General features: G+C 39.9%; 17 protein-coding genes. 11 read left to right on the top strand and 6 right to left on the bottom strand.

From position 1 onward, the window contains the following. Positions 1 to 70 precede the first annotated feature (70 nt). Entirely contained in the window at positions 71 to 2,314 is a 2,244-nt protein-coding gene (locus R7Q46_RS12815; protein WP_025633991.1) for an ATP-dependent helicase, read from the top strand. Between the two features lie 199 nt (positions 2,315 to 2,513). On the opposite strand, the gene R7Q46_RS12810 is transcribed toward R7Q46_RS12815, so the two are convergent. From R7Q46_RS12810 to R7Q46_RS12785, 6 genes are read right to left on the bottom strand one after another with little or no spacing between them, the layout of a single operon-like run. Beyond that, positions 2,514 to 3,290 (bottom strand): TfoX/Sxy family DNA transformation protein, encoded by a 777-nt coding sequence (locus R7Q46_RS12810; protein WP_025633992.1) that lies wholly within the window; start codon positions 3,288 to 3,290, stop codon positions 2,514 to 2,516. 6 nt (positions 3,291 to 3,296) lie between these two features. Beyond that, positions 3,297 to 4,175, bottom strand: coding sequence for a hypothetical protein (locus R7Q46_RS12805; protein ID WP_025633994.1), 879 nt, complete (start codon positions 4,173 to 4,175; stop codon positions 3,297 to 3,299). Further along, complete coding sequence (locus R7Q46_RS12800; protein WP_025767073.1) at positions 4,172 to 4,792, bottom strand: DotI/IcmL/TraM family protein; 621 nt, start codon at positions 4,790 to 4,792, stop codon at positions 4,172 to 4,174. The genes R7Q46_RS12805 and R7Q46_RS12800 overlap by 4 nt, the downstream gene beginning before the upstream one ends. Continuing rightward, positions 4,789 to 5,478, bottom strand: coding sequence for a DotI/IcmL family type IV secretion protein (locus R7Q46_RS12795; protein WP_054574978.1), 690 nt, complete (start codon positions 5,476 to 5,478; stop codon positions 4,789 to 4,791). The genes R7Q46_RS12800 and R7Q46_RS12795 overlap by 4 nt, the downstream gene beginning before the upstream one ends. 9 nt (positions 5,479 to 5,487) lie before the next feature. Then, a complete protein-coding gene (locus R7Q46_RS12790; protein ID WP_025633999.1) occupies positions 5,488 to 5,865 on the bottom strand; it encodes a hypothetical protein in 378 nt (125 codons plus the stop codon). A gap of 5 nt (positions 5,866 to 5,870) precedes the next feature. After that, complete coding sequence (locus R7Q46_RS12785) at positions 5,871 to 6,233, bottom strand: hypothetical protein (protein ID WP_025634000.1); 363 nt, start codon at positions 6,231 to 6,233, stop codon at positions 5,871 to 5,873. A 708-nt stretch (positions 6,234 to 6,941) separates the two neighbouring features. On the opposite strand from R7Q46_RS12785, the gene R7Q46_RS12780 reads away from it, so the two are divergent. The 10 genes from R7Q46_RS12780 to R7Q46_RS12735 form a co-directional block, all read left to right on the top strand. Then, entirely contained in the window at positions 6,942 to 8,564 is a 1,623-nt protein-coding gene (locus R7Q46_RS12780; protein WP_025634005.1) for a hypothetical protein, read from the top strand. A gap of 1 nt (position 8,565) precedes the next feature. Next, positions 8,566 to 11,280 carry a type IV secretion system DNA-binding domain-containing protein gene (locus R7Q46_RS12775; RefSeq protein WP_206937375.1) on the top strand — a complete coding sequence of 905 codons (2,715 nt, stop codon included), beginning with the start codon at positions 8,566 to 8,568 and terminating at the stop codon, positions 11,278 to 11,280. Positions 11,281 to 11,339: 59 nt separating this feature from the next. Beyond that, on the top strand, positions 11,340 to 12,416 hold the full coding sequence (locus tag R7Q46_RS12770; RefSeq protein WP_025634007.1) for a DotH/IcmK family type IV secretion protein: 1,077 nt from the start codon (positions 11,340 to 11,342) through the stop codon (positions 12,414 to 12,416). Positions 12,417 to 12,428: 12 nt separating this feature from the next. Beyond that, complete coding sequence (locus R7Q46_RS12765; protein ID WP_203347292.1) at positions 12,429 to 14,069, top strand: DotG/IcmE/VirB10 family protein; 1,641 nt, start codon at positions 12,429 to 12,431, stop codon at positions 14,067 to 14,069. Positions 14,070 to 14,121: 52 nt separating this feature from the next. After that, on the top strand, positions 14,122 to 15,477 hold the full coding sequence (locus tag R7Q46_RS12760; protein ID WP_025767068.1) for a hypothetical protein: 1,356 nt from the start codon (positions 14,122 to 14,124) through the stop codon (positions 15,475 to 15,477). Continuing rightward, positions 15,474 to 15,881 carry a hypothetical protein gene (locus R7Q46_RS12755; RefSeq protein ID WP_025634011.1) on the top strand — a complete coding sequence of 136 codons (408 nt, stop codon included), beginning with the start codon at positions 15,474 to 15,476 and terminating at the stop codon, positions 15,879 to 15,881. The genes R7Q46_RS12760 and R7Q46_RS12755 overlap by 4 nt, the downstream gene beginning before the upstream one ends. 2 nt (positions 15,882 to 15,883) lie before the next feature. Further along, entirely contained in the window at positions 15,884 to 16,270 is a 387-nt protein-coding gene (locus R7Q46_RS12750) for a hypothetical protein (protein WP_025634012.1), read from the top strand. Between the two features lie 75 nt (positions 16,271 to 16,345). Beyond that, positions 16,346 to 16,753 carry a hypothetical protein gene (locus tag R7Q46_RS12745; RefSeq protein ID WP_025767067.1) on the top strand — a complete coding sequence of 136 codons (408 nt, stop codon included), beginning with the start codon at positions 16,346 to 16,348 and terminating at the stop codon, positions 16,751 to 16,753. 351 nt (positions 16,754 to 17,104) lie between these two features. Next, entirely contained in the window at positions 17,105 to 17,620 is a 516-nt protein-coding gene (locus R7Q46_RS12740; RefSeq protein WP_203347280.1) for an SMI1/KNR4 family protein, read from the top strand. Between the two features lie 34 nt (positions 17,621 to 17,654). Continuing rightward, on the top strand, positions 17,655 to 17,905 hold a 251-nt coding region (locus R7Q46_RS12735), incomplete at its 3' end, for a transposase (protein ID WP_206937370.1).

The following is a 17,905-nucleotide window of genomic DNA, read 5'->3' as shown; positions in this document are numbered from 1 at the left end:
AATAGACTAAAGTTGACTTTGAGGTTGAATTAAAATACCATATATAAACACTTAAATGGGAGGGATGAGAATGAAATTAACCGCGAGTCAGTATGAAGGAGTCAACACGACTGGAGTACCTTGCATGATTAATGCGGGGGCAGGTAGTGGTAAGACTCGCGTTATTGTGGAGAAGGCCGCGACATTCATTGAGTCAGGCTTGGAACCCTGTCGACTTTGTGCCATAACCTTTACCAAGAAAGCTGCTGCGGAAATGTTAGAGCGTCTTTACTTACGTATAGGTATCAAAGCTTATCAAGCTGTTATCTGTAACTGGCACTCCTTTGCACTAAACCAAGTCATAAAACCTGCCATCAAAAAGCAACACCCATATTTTGTAAAGTGCGGTTATACATCGAGTGACTTAGTTATCTTGGATGAAACTGAGTCCCTTACACTAATAAATGAGTCAGCTAAGAAAACATTATCGAACTCAGACTATGAGTTCTTAAAAGAGCACGGTGGTGCAAAGTATGTTCAAAACTTCATGGGGCTATCCTTGTCCTATGGTCGTGGTCCTAAGTCTGAGTTCGAGCACCAGTCCAAAACCAACCCAAATCTGACTTTTGATGAGAAAGCCTTGTTAAGCCATTGCGTTTGTATCTGGAAGGTCTACTACAGACGAATGATTGAGCTGAATGCTATTGATTACGACCACATTCTCGTCCATGCGGTAAAAATTCTCACACATGATGTAGGTTTTAGAACCTGGTTGCAAAACCAGTTTAAAGCAGTACTTGCCGATGAGCATCAGGATGCTAACCCAGTCCAAGGCTTATTGTTAAAACTTATTGTTGGTCAAGGCAATAACCTAACTATGGTTGGTGATGAAAAACAAAGTATTTATGCTTTCAGGGCTGCAGATGTCGGTCAGTTACTAAATGCTCAAAAAGAATTCGGAGACATGAAGATTGTTCAGATGGGAGAGAACTTTCGATCAACTGAACAAGTTGTAAATGTGGCCAATGCTATTGCTGACTTAATGCATGAAGACCAAAAGGTTACAGACGGACATATGATAGCAATGGCAAATATTCAGGGTGATAAGCCAATTGCCCGACAATTTGCCAATGACAAGGATGAGGCAATTACGACAGCCAATGAGATTAAACAGGCTATCGAATCTGGTGAATTAAAACCAGAAGAAATTGCCATTCTGTATCGTTCAAAAGTAATCAAAGACCCAATTGAAGCTCAACTTATTGAGCATGGGGTAGAATACCGAGTTGTTGGCGACAAGGATTTCTTTGATAGTAAAGAAGTAAAGGACTGGAGTGCATTCCTACGTTTCTGTGCTAATGAGAAGGATGTTATGGCTGCTTCACGTGTCATTGATGCAGCAAGCCTTAAAACTAAGGGCGTAACTATGCGCCAAAAGCTCATTGATAAAAACCTAACAGTTATTGAATACTGTAAGTACATGACCACGTATGGAACTGTAAAATCTCAAGATAGAAAGCTTGGATTTGCCTCTTTGTTGGAGTGCCACTCAATTATCAAAGAAGCATTGTTCGAATGCGGTTCAATCACTGACTTAGCAAAAATAAATAACTATGAACTTAGTGATTCTGAACTGAGAAATAAGTGGGGAGAAGTACTTTCTGGCTTAGAGGAAGGTTTGCATCAAATCTGGGTCGAGCTGTTCAAACCCAAAATTATAGATAACGCTAAGAAGAAGTATAAAACTCAAGAGATGACAGCAGAAGTAATCTCAGAAGTTAATAAAAGAGAGCAAAACGTCATTACCTTAACAAAGCGCCTTTTTGCTTTCACTGAGGTTCATGGACACTTACATGATTGTATCAAAGAACTTAACATGCTGGTGGATTCTGGTGAGCAAGGGGCTAGTGCGGTTCAGTTAATGACAGAACACGCTAGTAAGGGCTTAGAGTTTAAGCGTGTATATGTCATTGGCTGCGAAGAAGAAGCACACTTCAAAGGTAATGAGAAAGACAATGTTCATGAAGAGCTTAGGCTATTCTATGTGGCCACCACTCGTGCAGAAAAGGATCTAATTTACTCATATGCACAAAGGCGCTTAGTTCACGGTGAGTTCAAGACACGGAAACCTCTACAATTTCTATGCGCTCTTCCAGTAGACCTTCTTTACTGGGAGTCTTCAATATCACCCAAAGTAGCGTATGAAAAAAGTAATAAAGAAACCACTACAAAACGAACAGGAAATCCTATTCAAATGCTGGCTAGAGGACAGTTACCACACCCCAAGCTAACAGTAGAGGTAAAGGAAACTAGAATCGAAGGATTTAAAATATAGAGTTAATGAGGGAATCAGCACTTGTAGTATGGTGAACGATACCTAGCTAACGTCACCATATGTTTTGTGGAGAATTACATACATTCAACATCTATTGCTGTTTGAAACTAACTAATAAATAGAGGCCTAATGAGCGACTGGTTACCTTGTAACTGATGGTTTAATTGCATGTCGAAAGAAACTAATGCAAGGTTATTTTCTAGCTGTAAAACATATAAGTCAGAGGGGCGTATCCTCTAATTTTGGCGAAAAAATTATAAGAATCAACTAAGCGTTGTTTGGTATCGTTAGATAAGTAAGGAACTTGAGTATCCTCTCTTAAGCAATGTAGCTGAAATAACAAGCGTACCCCTTTATAGCTCTTCGAGTTTCCACTTTTGATCTTATGGAACAAAACATTTAAGTCTGCCTTCCTTAACTCTGATTGCTTATTTATACCGATATCTTTTAGTGACTTAAATATTGTAGGACTGAGGCTAGGCATTGCCGATATATCTAAATCCTCACTTTGTTGTTGTTTTTTTATTGCTGCATTTAGCATGATCTTTAACTGCATTATTGTCTCCACAGCTTGCTGATCTGATACTTTTTCTGAAAGATAGCGCTTCATAAGAAGTCTTGAGGATCTAGAGCTATTGGGTACAGAAATAGGGTACTTTTTACATAGATAAAACCCGTATGATTCGAGTGACTCTAGTAATGGGGAGTCTGTTTCTTGTGGTACATAGATATTGAGAACACCCTCACGCTGGTTAGCTATCATGTATCCACAGTAAGTGAATTGAAACTCGCCAAATGAAGGTCGGCTAAAGACCCCTTCAATTGGCTGAAAAAGGTCTCTATAGTAGTTTGGAGCTTTTGCCAACGCTTTTTTAGTTTTTGACTTTCCTTTGCGTGATTTATGTAAATTTTTTTGCAACAAAGACGGTTGAAAGTTTCTCGGGTTAACTTGAAGCTCTTTATTTTGACTTTTCATGTTCACTCACTCGATATCGCGTATTTTGAAGATAGAAACAGGGAACTCTTTGTTGAAAGCAGATTCTCTGATCATCTCAACTTGCCACAAGGTGGGAGAAGAGACAGAAACTTTCTCCATCGTATAATGCATCTTAAGTTGGTAAATCCAGACAGCGCGGCTACGCATAACGCCGCTGCCAGGTACGGCTTCACGCTGAGCTATTGCTTTGTTCAAAAGTTTAATAGAGCTTGTGTCTACGTGGAGTAATGCAGAAGTCTGGTATTTCTTCATTATATTTATATAGTTACTTGCTCTTAGAAGCTCAATAAATATGTCTTGGGTGTCTGTTTCAGAGTCCAAATGGTTGGACTTGCACCTAGACAGTACTGTTGCTGCATTTAAGTAGTTCATTGAAAAACAGTCTTTAAGGCTATCAACTAGATATTCACGAACTAATACTTCTGACTCTTCTTCAGAGTAAGTTTCGCCAGGGTTTCTTTCTTGGTCCTTAGTCGGCAAGATATGCTTATCTGTGGGTATTGGGTATACAGCAGTATCACTTGTCGTTGATGCAATAAAGTAGTTTGTTGAAGTAATCTTTGTGGTATCTATGAACAGGTTCAAGGCGTATAAAAATGCAACAATAGCTAAGAAAAATAAAACCAGAGCGTAGTATGGAGATCGCTGGACAGACTTAAAATTGTCATAGATTAAATTATGACGTTTATCTGTTTCAAACACGGCATCGTGGTTACGGTTAACCTCGCTGGAGGGTATTGATTGGCAACTAAAGGTATCCCCTTTAACAAAGCTATCCTCAGTAGACTTCGAACTTTGTCTTCCTGTTAACGGAGTCTTCCCCAAAGCTGTACTAATAAAATTGAATAGGTCTTTAACGTTCATCTAAAAACCACCCTGTCGATGAGTAATGAACTTGCGTTATCCGCTCTAGGTTCAGGTAGAACTGTGTAGTGAGCAATGAATGAGGTTGTTTGGTCTCCTGATACCGATTGGACTGTTACCATTATCGGAACCTCAACTACCCAAACTAAAGGCTTACCAGGTTTGTTCTTTAAGGTAACGATAGGATCGTAAGGAACAACAACGTTAGCCTTACCTTCTGACATAAGAATCGCCTCAATCATAGGGTCAGTAGGATAAACATTGAACAGTGATGTGGCGGCTATTGGCGCAAAGTGCTTTTCAATACAGTTGGCATAATCGTTATCGCGTTCACCGTTCATTAGGTGTTGAGCGGTTTTATAATCGACGGTATAGCATGAGCTCACCATACGACGAAGAAACCTGACAACCTTCTCGTCTGTATAGCGTGGGTCACGTGATACAAAGGCCCTTGTGTAACCACCATTACCATCAGAATAAAGAAAAACTCTATCCGGGTTCCCTAATAGTTCTTCATTGAAATCGGAAAGTTTAAAAATAGCTAAAACAGATAAAACGATAGCAAGCACAAATGGCCAGTCGAATTTAAGTATGCGAATAAGTCGTGGAATATTCATAACCAATCAACATCCCAATTAGAAGAACTTATGATCTTAACTGCACTTGCCCCCTTACCCTTTGGCACACGTTGTAAATCAAGCCAGAAAGTTACATTAGCGGCCTGGTGCCTTTGATTCTGAATAGCCTCGAGCTCAGTTTCAGTTGCGTCTTTAACCTTCAAAGATTTTTTCATAATCTTGCCCTGAACTTTAACTCGCCATACCCAGTAGGCATCTTTTGTGAATCTTCCATCAATTTTCCCGTCAACTGTGCCACTGAATTCCATAAAAGGCGCTCGGGTAGGGTAAAACTCAATAATTTCTTTATTAGAGAAAATGGTTGATAAAATTTCTGCTTCTTGAACTGCGCTTGAGAATGACTTCCAGCCAGAAGTAGTAAAGAATAGTAATGCTGATTCTGTCATAGACAATTCATAACTATCGAAAGATAGAGAGAGTGTGTTGTACATAGCTTCAGTTACAAAATCCATAACTTCAGAGTCAGAAAAAAGACGGTCACTTAATGGGACCTGAGGAACTATTCGGGTAATGCCCTTATCGTTGTAAGTGGGGATCTTGTAGTAACCAGATTTATTTGTTGTAAGAGTGTTTAGTGCAAACTCTAAGAAATAGATAATGACCACCAGCACTACGAAACCAGATAGGAGCCCTCGATGATTCTTAATTACGGATGAGCGAAACATATCCTTCCTCTAATCCAAGTTACCGATGCGTACAGGCTTGCCAGTAGGCTCAATCCTTGCGTCATGGGAGGTAGCGCTGATATTTATTCTTTCAAGCAGGTAAAAATTAACCAGCGAACCAGTCAATAAAAGCAGGGTGAGGCCCCACGTAATTGAAGTCAGTGCAAGTAAAGCCTTAGTTGCTCTATTTGCAACATAAGGGTTTCTATTGACACCCAATTCAGCCAATTTCACACCCATTATTCTGCGCGCTGGTCTTGGCTTTATACTTGGTATCTTTTCTAGGCGGCTTCTGACTTCTCCTGGGATGGGAGAAGACCCTGCATGGATAATTAACTCGGCAGATTGGGTAACTGATTTAAAGCCAACAGACTCTTCGTTTTCCATTACATTTATCCTATTAGTTGTAACCTTTCTATTTCCTTGCGCAGATAGGAAAATTCAACACCATCAATCTCTATCGTTTGTTGGTATGACTGGGTTGAGCTTTTAAACTTTTCTAAAAGCTCTGTTAATTCAATGGAATCTGTAGAGATTGATGAGTTAACAAGGAAGCAGCGATCGAGGGTGTCCAACTCTGGATGGTTACTATCGACAATAGAGACAAGAATACTCAAAACAGGTTTGTAGCTATCAGCCGAAGATAGTTGTAACTCAGCAACACGGCGTCCATATTCGACATTCGAGATAATGCATAAAGTTTCTTTTTCTTTTTGAGAAAACAAAATGACGTTGCTTCCTAACAGTGACTCCAAACTACTACTACCTATGACATATTTTATAATCACAAAAATATATGTCTTTTACGGATGAAAAGCAATGCCATATTTTTTGGTGTTTGGTTGTTTGGTTGATTTGATTTTGAGGGTTGAACGAGATGTTAGATTTGGTTGTTTTCGTTTAGCTAAAACCATTCCATCCGTTGATAAATTTGCTATGATGTGAAAAATATATGCCTTAAATGGATTAAAAGCAACGGTGCAAAAATGTTAACTTTAATATTTCTACAGTATCTTTCATTACTCTTAATGCCTGTTTCAGGTGGAGTTTCTCTTCTTGCTCCGGTACTTAGTTTATTCGTCACATATATCGGAATGTGGAAACAGTTCAGAACGATACATCCAGTACTTAAGTCACATTTAGTAGGGCAAGCGATTGTCGGAGCTTCGGTCATATTTTGTGTGATCAGTATCGTCTTAACCTTCGAAATAACTCAAGCTATGCAATCGTTAACAGCTTCCGACAAGAACTTTTCGGCAAAAGTTTTAACGACTTTCGGATGTGTTGTCTTCCTCTATTACTACTTCGTCATAACCGTAAACTTTATACTTCATCGAAAAGGTCTAAGGGCACGGCTTGTGTTACCCATTCCATTGACCAAAGGAAAGTATGATTCTCTAAAAATGATTCTTAAAGAGCGACGTATTGATGACACAAACATAATTTTTAAGGATTCCTAAGTTATGAGTCAGCGTACGCCAGAAAAAGAATCAGAGTTGAATGCTTCAGTCGCCCTAGCTCTAGCATTAGCAATAGGTATGGGTTACGGGGTTTACGCGCACTTTTTCCACATACTTGCTTTTGTGTGGAGAATGCTAAAGATAGCTCAGATGTTTACATTTTTTGCTTTTGAGAACCTCGTGGTTGTAACTACCTCTTGGCTAACAGGATTTCAAGGATGGGGGTTTAAGGAGGGGCTATATCAAATATTAGAATTGCATTATACGATGATTACACCCGAGTATATTGGAGCTTACGACTCTATTTTCGGAAATATACTTAAATGGCCCTTCGCTTTAGCTCTGATCTACTTAGGTTGTAAAGAATATTCAATACGCTCTAAAACCAGAAAAGAACACAACGTTGAATCAATGATACGGGCTGCTTCCAAGGTTCATCCTCATTTAAAACGTATAGTACCGCCCAACTTCTACGATAAATTGATGGGATATTCCATTGGCTGGATGTTTCCTAAATATAAAGAACGTTTAGAGGGTGAAAACCCTTGTGACTATTCACATGATTACAATTTCGAAAATCGCTCTGACTATGAAAACCGATACGCTATGGGTGTATCTCCTTACGAAATGCTCACAGCAAATCCTCCTTTGGGTGTCACATTAGATGAAATAGAACGTGACAAAGAAATGCAAAAAGAAACGGGGTTTGTTAGCAATTTTAGGCCTATTTGTTACTTCTATTACTGCGAGAACCCGAAAGACTCAACAATAGAGTTTTGCTCTCGAACAGCGACTATCAGCTTAGAGAGGCTTCTCCTCTGTCCTTTACCGCAACAACTACATTCGGAAGATAAACTAGCACGGTTGTTTGATGATAATGGGAAAACCATTCCAATTGAATATGTAGATAAACAGGGTAATGAAGCGGATAAGTTTAAGAGAGGAGGAGCGATAATAGGTGGCTTTCGTCCAACAACTTTATTGAATGATGGCGTCCCTTACGCTGGCAGCATCGAAGACACAATACTTTTATTTAACGGTATTGAAAGAAAGGTTCTTACACAGCTTAAGGAAAAAATGGATGGAAAGACAACCCGTACATTCGAAGAAATCCTCTATGCAATGGTAACAAAGAAGCATGCTTATTCTACTACTGTAATCTGGGCGTTGATGCTTCTCTTTAAAGATGTAAACCGTATTGCAGGAAACGAGTTTACTTGGGTAACTAAGCATGACCGAAATTTAGGAATGGTATTGCAGTCTATCGGCAGAGAAACGCCTTTCTTAGAAGCAAGTGGTACTCGCTCGCATTTTCTTATGGAAAGAAAAGCCGGATTTCGAATGACAATTCCAAGTGTCCTAGGAGCAGTGCAAGACCTTCACATTAATGCAGAGAGAATATTAACAGCAGGTAAGAAAGGAGAAGACCTCCTGAACATGGATGAGGATGAATTTAGTAGATTATTTGATCTCAGCGAGATAGAGAAAAAGGCTGATGGCCGAGAGAATGAAGCAAAACAGATTCTAAAGTCACTAGGTGTCGATATAGAAAAGGATGAGAAAGTCTTCAATGACCCTTATGAGGATATTCCTGAGTTAATGAAGCAGTACAAGGAAGTTGATTAGTATGGCCAGTTTTAAGAAGCAGTCGGTTCTAAACACAAACCCTGAACTGAATAACCCAGAGCTCTTTCATCGTGATTCTCGCACTATGTGGATGCGAATACAGTCAGCAGTAAATGTGTCATTTCCTTTATTAATTGCTGCATGCGGGATTGCTTTGTTTATGTTCCCTCAAAATGGGGACTTTATTTTTGCATTTGCAATTTGTCTGAAGCTTACAAACTCAAGAGAGAAGCATGAATATCCTTTTGACGCGCCGGAGTGGGAGCAGTTTATTTCAAAAAAGGAGTCGTTAAAAGACGCAGTTAAAGCTGGCCATCTTATTCCCCAGCGTAAAAGAGGAAACGGTACATTAATATTCGGGTTTGAATTTTTTCTACGTAGGTTACTCGTATCCAACCCGGATATGGAAACAAGACATACACTCGTCATGGGCAGTACGGGCTCGGGTAAAACTGTACTTATACTGACATTGCTATTTCAAGCACTTCTCCAGCCAGGAGGAACATCAGCAGTCATAGTTGATGGTAAGGCAGATATAAAATTGTTTTGGACAATTTTCGCTATCTTGAAACGATTAGATAGACTCCACGATTTGTTGGTTCTCAATTTTCTGACTCCCATGGACTCCTTAGATACTACTAACATGCACGACGACGATCGCATTTCGAATAACATGAATATTCTAAATGCGGGAACCCCTGACCAGATGAAGACTATAACCATGGGGTTAGGGCGTGAAACGGATGGAGGGGATAGCTCTTTTTGGGAAGGTCGTAGTTCTACTATGATTGGGGGAGCATATCAGTATCTTGCTTACGAAAGGGATGTGGAAGGCTTAGATTTAAACATCGAAGTGGTTCGAAACTTTCTTGTCATTAAAACTATGCTCAAAAAGGCAGCGCGAAAAGATGTGCCTTTAAAGTACCGACAACCACTCCAGCAATATTTAAAAACCTTGCCTTCTATTAGTGATGCCATATTTGATATGACTGAGGAACAGATAGACAACCTTGATCTTAATAGTAAAGCAGATGAACAGCACACATATTGTGTGATGATGATTAGTGAAACCATGGCTGACCTGAGTGAAACCATGGGGCATATATTCGTGACAAAACTTTCGGAAGTAAATATGACGGATGTATGCTTAGGGGGGCGAGTATTATTAGTTCTTCTTCCTTCCATTGCCAAAAACCCCGATTCCGTTGCAGCATTGGGTAGGCTTCTATTGCAGGGATTACGGCCTATTTTGATGAGAGCTGCTGGCTACAAGCTACAAGGTTCTCGAATTACTACAGTAGACAATAGGCCTTCCAGTGCTAGATATCCTGTACGACTTTTCTTTGATGAGTACGGAATGTATGCGGTTAAAGGTTTTTACATGATTGTTGCCTTGGTTCGTTCATATGGTTTTCACGTTCTTTTTGGAGCACAGACAGCCGGAATGTTCCAGAAGGTTTGCGGCCGGGATGAATATGAAGCACTAATGGGCAACTTAAACAATAAATTCATTCTTAAAAATGAAGACCATGGTGAATCGTTACAGTTGGCGCTTGGTCGAACTGGCAAAGTGTTTGGTTCCCGTCAGGATAGAATAGAGAATAATTTGGCTGGGGCGGTCCATGATAACGATGATGTCCGAGTAGAAGAAAAAGATACTGTAAACGCTAAGATGCTTGCTAGTGCTGAACCTGGAGAAGGCTTATACATTTTTGGTGGTGATGTATACCCATTCCGAGCATTAAAACTCGACTTCCCTGATGTAGAAACTTCTCGTTTGAACTATTTTGCTCAGGTGCTTGAGCCTTCTGATGATGAGGTAGAAACGGCTAAGAGGCAACAGTTAGTAAAATCCAATGAATATGTTCAACAGGCCAACGATTATATCGATAGCAATGTCGAAATGTTGGAGTTCTTAGAGCTAAAAAATAATCTAACTGAAGTAAGAGCATTGAACCTAACTGAAAACATCTCTAAACAAATGATGATGGCTATTGGTTTAGGGATAATTAAAGAAGACGCAACGTTGATAACGGAGAGCGCCATTGAAGAAGTCGAAGAAATACGACCTGAAGAATCACCAGTAGATGTATTCGATGAAGAGCTTGTTGGTCTTGCACAAACAGATGCTGAAGTACAGATTATGGGCTCTATGGAGGCTTATAATGAAGAAGTTTCAGCCTTTAATGATGAACTCGATTTTAATGACTTTGAAAACACCTATAGTGATGAGGATTGGCCTGAAGAAGAACACGACTTTGATTCAATTATGCAGTACAACAACTTCTATGCCGAAGGCCCCTTTGAGCACAGTACTAGCGAAGAATTTGTTTCGCCACCAGCATATTTATCCACTCAAGATTTAGGTACGAACGAAGAGACCTCCGAAGTAGACCTTGCTAATTTTGACAATGATGCATACGGCGAGTTGGATATCGCTTATAACAGTAGATATGTTTCATCTAACCTATCAGATCCATTTCTTGAAAGCGCTCAGCAGAACAATAAAGGCACTATATCTGGCACTACTATAGATATAAATTTGTTAGCTGGTTTAGATGAGCCTAATGCTGAAAGAGCCACAGAGGCGGCGATCAATCAAGTCAAGGACATATTGGAATATCCTAAAGAAGAACTCCAATCAGAACCTCTCGGCGACGAAGAAGTCAGTGATATTGTAGAGAAAACACTACAATCGTTAGGTTTGTCTGAGTAGGGTTGTTTTTAATACATAAATGAAATATATTTACGCTTGTTAAACTTCAAGGATTACCAATGCACTCAAGAAACATCTCCTCTCTGAAAGCCTATTTCCGCTTAACAGTAAGTGCGGTGGTGTTGTCATTGTCGGCGTTTTCTCAAGCTAATCAAACTAACCAAGTTAGTCATGCTGCAATTGCGGATGCATTGTTAAAGAAATATGGAAGTATAGAAAATATATTGATTAACATGCGTGAACTTGAGGTGTATGAACAAAATGCAATTCAGACGTACATAACAGATCTAGAATACTCGAAACTCCAGAGTAATTACCAAAATAGAGACAGACTTGAGATACTGAGGGCTGAGAATAAAAAGAATGACATCATTAAAAGTGAGAAAATGAACTCCGACCCTGCTTTTATTGAAAGGATGCGTAAAATAGAAAGGCAGAGGCTAATTGCAGAAAATAAACTTTTAGTAAGGCCCCCGGAAAGTCTAATTGATACGATTAAATTCGATCCTTCACTACCTCAGGAGTTAATTTTGCAGGTGTACCCTGGCTTCCCTGGGTCTATTTCATTTTTCGACCAGACAGGAGCTCCTTGGCCTATTGTATATGTTAAGCTAGGAGCTCAGGGAGCCTTCGAGGCTGGAAAAACACCCGGTAACGCATATAGCTTGGAAGCTCGTTTACCTGGAGTAACTCATTCGGGCTGGTTTCAGCTGAAGGGTTTAGATACAACTATTCCTTTCATGATTAGTTCTGAAAAAACAGATTACTACAATTCTCGAAGACAAGTGATCATTCCACTAATTGGCCCGAACGCCAAGCCAATACAATACCGTTCTACTTCAAGTGTAGATCTTGATAAAGCTGGTCCAGAATTCTTTTCTTTTCTTTCAGGTACGACAACAGGTGTGCCTGGTGCCAAAGAAACTAAATTGCAAGGAATCAATGGCCAAGCCTATTTATATAATGAATTTGTTTATATCAGAACAACAGCCATTTTAAGAAGCAAAGGTAGCTCTTTGGTAAGAGAGGGAAGTGTCGGTGATTACAACCTTTACAAACTTTACCCCCGTTCATTCTATTGGTTTAGCGATGGTCGACAGAAAGTAAAAGCGTTTGTGGATACAAGTGAACTATAAGGCTTCTCACCGATGAAATTAAAAAAAATAGCAATCGTTGTAGGTTTGTTTGTAGTAGCCGCCGGAGGGATTGGATACGCAATCTATATGGCTTCCAATCAAGTTACAGAAGACCTTTCGGGCAAAGGTGATAAAACAGCAGGTAGACCTGTCGTTAAAACTGACGATGTGATTAAGAACTCAACTGATGGGACAATCAGTGTTCCTGAAAATTCACCTATCGCTAAAGAAACCGAAGAAAGGGAGAAGAACGCGCGTAAACAGGCTGCTACTAATGGCGAGAGCCATATCAGTAAAACTCGCGTACAAGAATCAGCAACGGGACCAGATACAAAAACCGAAGTTGACAAGCCTAAGTCGCAGGAGGTTGATCCCCTGGGGCAAGAAGTTAAGTCTGGCAAAGATGCTGAGTCTAAAAAGACAAATTCAGATACAGAAGAGAATAGTGCAGGTAGAGACGTAAAATTACCGTTGCCTAAACAAGATATAGAAACTTCAAGCCAGCTAGAAGATCTCCGAAACGAACTAGCAACGACTAAAATGAGTTTAAAGGCTCAAGAAATAAAGAATCGAAACGACAAAGCCGATGCTGAGCGTCAGCGGTTGATACAATTAGAAGCTGAGCGACAAAAAAAGATATCAGAAGGTGCACAAGCATTATTTTCAGGTCTCCCTTACGCACCAGATACAGGCGAAAAGTACAAAATCACTTATAGTAAGAAGGCTGACATTTATAGTAAAACATCACAGTTCGTTTTTGACCCGAGTGATGCAGAACAAGAAGTGGCCTCAGCATTGTATCGTTCTGATGGAGGTCAGACTCAAATGGGGATTCATCCTAATTATTATAAGAAAGAAAACACAGTTGGGTATACGGACAATGAAAAAGAAACCTCTAATGAAAAATATAGACAGCCACCAGTTGAAGTAGACCAAGAGTCTATAGTATTTGATGCAGGTGAGTTGGTTTATGCCCGTACCACCTTGCCTATCGACTCAGACATTCCTGGCCCAATCAGAATTCGTTTATTAACCGGAAAAGCAGAAGGTAGTATTGCGTTCGGTGAAATGGAGCTTATAGAACAAGCTCCAGGTGTTGCCTTAACTGTAACGTCTGTTATTAGAGATGGGAAACAAATCCCTGTAAAAGCTTGGGTATTATCTGCTGAAACTGAAAAGGCGCTTATAGAAGGTGAAGTAGACCACCATTACATCCAGAGGTTTGGTGGCATGTTTGCTGGTTTGTTTATGACAGGTTTTTTGGATTCACTCATTGATACGACAGTGACAACATCAAATGGGGAAACAACAACTTCGACAGGTGCGATTGATAATACGAGAGACAGAATTGTTTATAGTATCGCCAAAGCTGCACAAGGCTTTTTACCTATCCTATACGATAATGCGAGAAGACCTGTTCAGGTAGAGATACCGAAAGGTCAAACTATGTACTTATTGTTTGAGAATCAAGTACAAGAAACGGATGAAATTCAAACTCCGAATCAGAGCGATCTTCTCAAGATGATGGCGGAGCAAAATAGACTAACAGAAGTTAATTCCGAAGAAACTGACCTAAGCTCTGAAATTCGCAAATCGAATATTGGGCAAAATGTATCAATCCCGAGTGACAACAAAACTCGTTTATGGAATTAATTTAGATCTTTTATATAATACATTATTCAATTAAAAACAAGGAGCGATCATCATGAGCGATAACGAAGCTCAAGACGCAAATGCTGGCAAAGCGAATAAAAGCCAAAGCAGCTCAGCAAAGCCAAAAGTAAAGTTACTCGTTTATGTCGTAGGAGCTACTTTGCTTGTTGGTGGTGCTAGTTTAGCTGCACATAAAATGGGTTTGATACCAGATTTTGGAGGCCCTTCCAAAGTAGAAGAAATACAAAAGCTAGAGAGAAATCTTGAGCGTGAGATCACCGCTCTCAGGCAATCATTGCCTGAACTCATTAAGACTGAAATAGATGTGATTACTAAGTCTGAAGAGTTTGGTGCTATCACTGAATTACAAAGACAAGAAATCGCTCAATCAATCATTACTAAAATAGACATTCCTAGCAAAGTAAAGGATGAATTTGGTAAGCAAAAAAGTGAGATTGTGAAGTCAACCTCGAAAGCTGCGTCACAGAATATTACACAGACGATCAGTTCGACCTTACAGCAACAAATTGATGACTCAATTACAATGAGATTGAAGCCATATCATCAATTTAATTCTGCTCAAGAAACTTTTAACGTTAGTTTAACCAATAGATTGGATAAATTGGAAAGCGATGTAAATTCATTTGAAGGCGAGTTTGCTAAATTAAACAATAGCCTTTCAAACGGACATACGAAAGCAGCGCGAAGTAGTGAGCGTAAACGCTTAAAAGAATTCAACGTTGTGGATGAGATTGCTGAGGGGGTTTTTGCTGTACGTGCACCAGATAGATCCGATAACTCTCCACATTACATCACTCTTTACAAAAGTGAGCCGTTCAAATCAAAAATTGGCAACCATAAAGTCACCAACATTAAAGGTGAGGGAGAAGACGGAGTTTTACTTATTGGCAGCAAATACTTTATTGATAAAGAACGCCAGGAGTACACGCCGACTGAACTAGCCAACCTTCGACGCTCTCAGCAGTCTAAAAAGAAAGTTGTAAAACCTGCTAAAGAATCGATTACAAAGCCAACGGCAGTACAGGTTGCTAAGACTACCACCCAACATATTGGTAAAAATACAGAAGTAAATAGCAAAGTAGTACAGCCAACGATGGCAATAGCATCTAGCTCGACTGTAGTACAGCCAATAGAAGCGCCAAAAATGGTAGTTCCAAGTACGGGAGTAACATACAAGGATGGGCGAATTCTTCTTCCTGACTACGCAATGATCACTAAGTCGCAGGACCTAAACAGTGCGCTAGTCGTAAATCTTACCAAGACCTCTGGCGAAAGAACTATTTCCGTAGAAAAAGGAAAATACTACGACTTCATTGGAACTGTTAGAGAAATCTCGGCTGACGGAACAATCTGTTCAGATACTTACTGTATTGGAGCGCTTCGATGAAAAAGTGGTATTGGATGTTTGTTTACACATTATCCAGTAGTTCATTCGCTTCAGAAACGCATAACTCCACCATTGCAGATGGCGGAATAAATGTAATTAAACATGTTCGACTTTGGATTGCAGTTCTCTGGAATTTGAGAGCAGTACTTGGCCTCGGTCTTGTCGTGTTTGGTTTCATCGGTTGGTACAAAGCAAACAAAGCGGATAATGATGTTTCTGTTCTATGGCCAATATCCTTCTCAATAGCTGGCGCATTATTAACTTTCCACGGTGGTTTAGATCTAGTGGGTGAGGTATTTACCTTTAGTGACACAGTGGACCCAATAACACTCGACTCATCTGGTCGGGCAAACCTCTCTTCTAACACAACTTATATCTTCGATGAAGGAGATAGCACGGAGTAACTATGAATAAACTAACGAAATGGTCCGGTGCCCTGGGTATCGCTCTAGCACTAACCTCTGTAACTACGATGGCAGCCAATGAAACAAAGCTAGAGCAAGCTGCAAAAAACGTGGATGCAATTTCAGCTGCAGGTGGTAGTGCTACATATACCATAGGCTTATGGATTGGTATTGCAATGATTGTCATTAGCCTTGCAACCTGGGCATGGAATAGCCGAGAAAGCTCACCACAAAGTAAGGGCGTAGGAAAATTCGTTCTAATCTGTGGTATAGCAGGGGCCGCTTTGACTTTCCCAAGTGCTTACATAGCAATGTTCGGTGAGGCAGCAAGCATCTCAAGTGCTGATGAGTCTGTTGATTATCGTGACCTTCAAAACGTAAACAATTAGATAAACATACACAACCCCACTATCGAAAGCGTTAATAGATCGTGGGGCTAATTTTATCATCTACAAGGAACAAAAATGAAGAAAATACTACTTATGGCATCGACATTATCAGTTATTGCTGGCTGTGCTAATCAAACCGAACTAAGTGAACCAACAGTAGAGAACCCATCTTACCAATATCCTGGCATATCCAAGATATTATCAATTGATTATTTCGAAGTGGATAAAGGGACATCAGTTGCTCTTACGGAATATTTAGATAATCAAGATAGGTTTTGCTTCCAATGGGTTTCGTCAGCAAAGAAAGTAAATGGTGAAACAAAAAATGAGCATTCAATAGAAGCGAATATTTCTGTTCATTGCGGAGGATACGAGATTAGACAAGTTGATAATAAAGGTGGTGATTACGTTTCTACTGATATAAGAGCCGTTAACAAGTATAAGAATCGTGAAGGGTTATTCGTTCAAAATCTAGAGATGTAACATTTATTTTATTAAAATTCTAATCTACCAGTTTTACACTAATGCGCGCAACACGGTGATGAGCAGTCAAAACTCTCCGACCCAAATATGCCCATGAAACAGAGAAATTTAGAAGTTAGGAAACGGCTCTTTCTTTGCTCATACTCGCTCAAGTTAACCGCATTTCGCATTACCTCTAATTAATAGGGGTAATACGAGTTTCCTATGTTCCGCATAACTAGTACTCATTCTAACTAAGACTTCTGGTATTTGAGTTGGAGCAGTGCAGAAGAAATAGATTAATACCATCGCTTCGATTTTGAAGCTTATTCTTTCAAACCCGAAGATTACAATGAAAACGAGGGAAAATTAATGTTCGAGCAAGTAAGAAAAGAAATACTTAATAAAGCACCACTAGTTGCTGATGCGTTCTTAGAGCCAGCGTCGGAAGAAGAAATAAATTTGCTTCGCTGTAATGTGGGTAGAGAGCTACCACAAGATTTAGTTGAACTGTACAAAACATCTAAAGGGCAGGACCCCGAGAAGCAAGCAAATTTTGCTTATGGCGTCGCTTTACTCTCTATCGGACAGACCTCAAGCCTTGTAGAAAACTATAGCCATGATGGTGATGGAAACGTACTCAGTTATACCGATAAAGGTATAGATAAAGAGTATACCTTCGGCAAAAGTAGAATCCCAATTGCGGATGACTGTTCATCTTGTTTAATTTGCGTTGATTTAAGTCCAACAGAGGAAGGTAGTTTCGGACAGGTAATTCTCATAGATTATGACTACAAGGTCGCTTTAAAGCTTGCCGATTCTCTAGCTGAATTAATTTCTAACTTCAAGAAGGATTTAGAGCCTATCCCAAAAGGAATTATCGTATAATATAATGAATAACGATAATTTCTGAGGGCAACGTATGGCAGGCAACAAGTGGCAAATCAGTGATGAACTCTGGGAGAAAATGGCTCCTCTCATCCCGGAGCATAAAACTCACCATCCTCTGGGTACGCACCGCAAGCGGGTTGATAATCGCGCTGCAATGAACGCCATCTTCTTCGTACTCAGGACGGGTTGCCAGTGGAATGCGCTGAATGCCACCGGTATATGCTCGTCAAGCTCTGCTCATCGCCGATTTCAGGAGTGGCGGGATGCTGGCGTATTTGAACG

The organism is Vibrio sp. 811 (assembly GCF_033339195.1).
This window is presented reverse-complemented; position numbering and strand designations above follow the sequence as displayed.

What these genes read in the sequence shown, in the direction of transcription:
- R7Q46_RS12815 (WP_025633991.1), top strand. Translation starts at nt 71, where the DNA reads ATGAAATTAACCGCGAGTCAGTATGAAGGAGTCAACACGACTGGAGTA.
- R7Q46_RS12810 (WP_025633992.1), bottom strand. Translation starts at nt 3,290, where the DNA reads ATGAAAAGTCAAAATAAAGAGCTTCAAGTTAACCCGAGAAACTTTCAA.
- R7Q46_RS12805 (WP_025633994.1), bottom strand. Translation starts at nt 4,175, where the DNA reads ATGAACGTTAAAGACCTATTCAATTTTATTAGTACAGCTTTGGGGAAG.
- R7Q46_RS12800 (WP_025767073.1), bottom strand. Translation starts at nt 4,792, where the DNA reads ATGAATATTCCACGACTTATTCGCATACTTAAATTCGACTGGCCATTT.
- R7Q46_RS12795 (WP_054574978.1), bottom strand. Translation starts at nt 5,478, where the DNA reads ATGTTTCGCTCATCCGTAATTAAGAATCATCGAGGGCTCCTATCTGGT.
- R7Q46_RS12790 (WP_025633999.1), bottom strand. Translation starts at nt 5,865, where the DNA reads ATGGAAAACGAAGAGTCTGTTGGCTTTAAATCAGTTACCCAATCTGCC.
- R7Q46_RS12780 (WP_025634005.1), top strand. Translation starts at nt 6,942, where the DNA reads ATGAGTCAGCGTACGCCAGAAAAAGAATCAGAGTTGAATGCTTCAGTC.
- R7Q46_RS12775 (WP_206937375.1), top strand. Translation starts at nt 8,566, where the DNA reads ATGGCCAGTTTTAAGAAGCAGTCGGTTCTAAACACAAACCCTGAACTG.
- R7Q46_RS12770 (WP_025634007.1), top strand. Translation starts at nt 11,340, where the DNA reads ATGCACTCAAGAAACATCTCCTCTCTGAAAGCCTATTTCCGCTTAACA.
- R7Q46_RS12765 (WP_203347292.1), top strand. Translation starts at nt 12,429, where the DNA reads ATGAAATTAAAAAAAATAGCAATCGTTGTAGGTTTGTTTGTAGTAGCC.
- R7Q46_RS12760 (WP_025767068.1), top strand. Translation starts at nt 14,122, where the DNA reads ATGAGCGATAACGAAGCTCAAGACGCAAATGCTGGCAAAGCGAATAAA.
- R7Q46_RS12755 (WP_025634011.1), top strand. Translation starts at nt 15,474, where the DNA reads ATGAAAAAGTGGTATTGGATGTTTGTTTACACATTATCCAGTAGTTCA.
- R7Q46_RS12750 (WP_025634012.1), top strand. Translation starts at nt 15,884, where the DNA reads ATGAATAAACTAACGAAATGGTCCGGTGCCCTGGGTATCGCTCTAGCA.
- R7Q46_RS12745 (WP_025767067.1), top strand. Translation starts at nt 16,346, where the DNA reads ATGAAGAAAATACTACTTATGGCATCGACATTATCAGTTATTGCTGGC.
- R7Q46_RS12740 (WP_203347280.1), top strand. Translation starts at nt 17,105, where the DNA reads ATGTTCGAGCAAGTAAGAAAAGAAATACTTAATAAAGCACCACTAGTT.